Below are 1352 nucleotides of genomic sequence, written 5' to 3'. Positions count from 1 at the left end.
CCGGAGCTGACCGAGGCCGCCATCGTGGTCTCCGGCGGCCGTGGTGTCGGTGCCGCCGAGGGCTTCGGCGTGGTCGAGGAGCTCGCGGACGCGCTCGACGCGGCCGTCGGCGCCTCGCGTGCCGCCGTCGACGCCGGCTGGTACCCGCACAGCTCCCAGGTCGGCCAGACCGGCAAGCAGGTCTCCCCGCAGCTGTACGTGGCCAACGGCATCTCGGGCGCCATCCAGCACCGGGCCGGCATGCAGACCTCGAAGACCATCGTGGCCGTCAACAAGGACCCCGAGGCCCCGATCTTCGAGCTCGCCGACTACGGCGTGGTCGGCGACCTCTTCGAGGTGCTGCCGCAGCTCACCGCCGAGGTGAAGGCCCGCAAGGGCTGATCCCCCGGAAGCCGAACGGAGGGCGTGGCACTCGGTACCCCCGGTACCGAGTGCCACGCCCTCCGTCGTGTCGTCCCGTGCCGTGCCGCGTGCCGTGCCGCGTGGTGGGCCCGCCGCTGGAGCGCGGGCCCGTCGCGGACTACTCGGCGAAGGCCGCCAGGTGCTGGGTGAACCCGCCCTTGACCGGCGGCAGCGGGCGCGGCTCGGCCTCCTGCTCCGCCGGCGGCTCCTCCACCGTCAGCAGCCGCAGCTCGGGCTGGTCGGAGCCGGGGGAGGAGTACAGCCGCACCCGGGTGCCGACCGGGACGGTGCTGCGCATCCCGTCCACGATGCACCAGACGTCGAACCCCTCCGTCATCCGGATCAGCGACTTCTGGCGGACCAGCGGCGTACGGGCCTGCTCGACCGCGCAGCGCCGCACGACGCCGGTGCCCTCGCTGGGCTCCAGCCGCAGCTCGGTGGAGCCGCAGGTGGGGCAGAGCAGCCGCTGGAAGGTGGGGTTGTTGCACCAGGTACAGCGCTGGAAGTACAGCGTCGTACTCCGGGTGTCGGCATCGATGGCTGAGTGGACCACGTGTCATCTCCCTGCGCTCGGACCGGCTCTGTCGGCAGAAGTACGCCAGTAGTTCGGCTGTAGTACGGCAGGAAAAGGATAGGGAACTCAGTGCCGCCCTGTGAAGGCACTGAGTTCCCTTTTTGCCGCGCGCATGCATAATGAAGGGTACTGAGTACCGTCGTGAAACAGGAGTGGCGATCATGAGCCAGGAGTTCGATCTCTTCCGTATCTCCGAGGAGCACGAGATGCTCCGTGAGGCGGTGCGTTCGCTGGCCGAGGCGAAGATCGCTCCGTTCGCGGCGGAGGTGGACGAGCAGGGTCGGTTCCCGCAGGAGGCGTTGGACGCGCTGACGGGCAACGACCTGCACGCGGTGCACGTGCCGGAGGTGTACGGCGGTGCGGGGGCGGACGCGCT

Annotated in this window: 3 protein-coding genes; 2 read left to right on the top strand and 1 reads right to left on the bottom strand. The window is 70.2% G+C overall.

The features are described from left to right. The coding region (locus ACIG5E_RS39510; RefSeq protein WP_396542168.1) for an electron transfer flavoprotein subunit alpha/FixB family protein at window positions 1–381 on the top strand (381 nt) is incomplete at its 5' end. A 139-nt stretch (window positions 382–520) separates the two neighbouring features. Here the strand turns inward: ACIG5E_RS39510 and ACIG5E_RS39505 are convergent. Next, window positions 521–955 carry a hypothetical protein gene (locus ACIG5E_RS39505; RefSeq protein ID WP_396542166.1) on the bottom strand — a complete coding sequence of 145 codons (435 nt, stop codon included), beginning with the start codon at window positions 953–955 and terminating at the stop codon, window positions 521–523. Between the two features lie 182 nt (window positions 956–1137). Here ACIG5E_RS39505 and ACIG5E_RS39500 point away from each other — a divergent pair. Continuing rightward, window positions 1138–1352 (top strand): acyl-CoA dehydrogenase family protein (locus ACIG5E_RS39500; protein ID WP_396542164.1); only part of this gene is annotated, 215 nt, incomplete at its 3' end.

Origin of the sequence: Kitasatospora sp. NPDC053057 (genome assembly GCF_044546945.1) — a bacterium.
Taxonomy (GTDB): Bacteria; Actinomycetota; Actinomycetes; order Streptomycetales; family Streptomycetaceae; genus Kitasatospora.
Note: the sequence above shows the minus strand (reverse complement) of the source record. Positions and strands in the feature narration are given on the sequence as shown.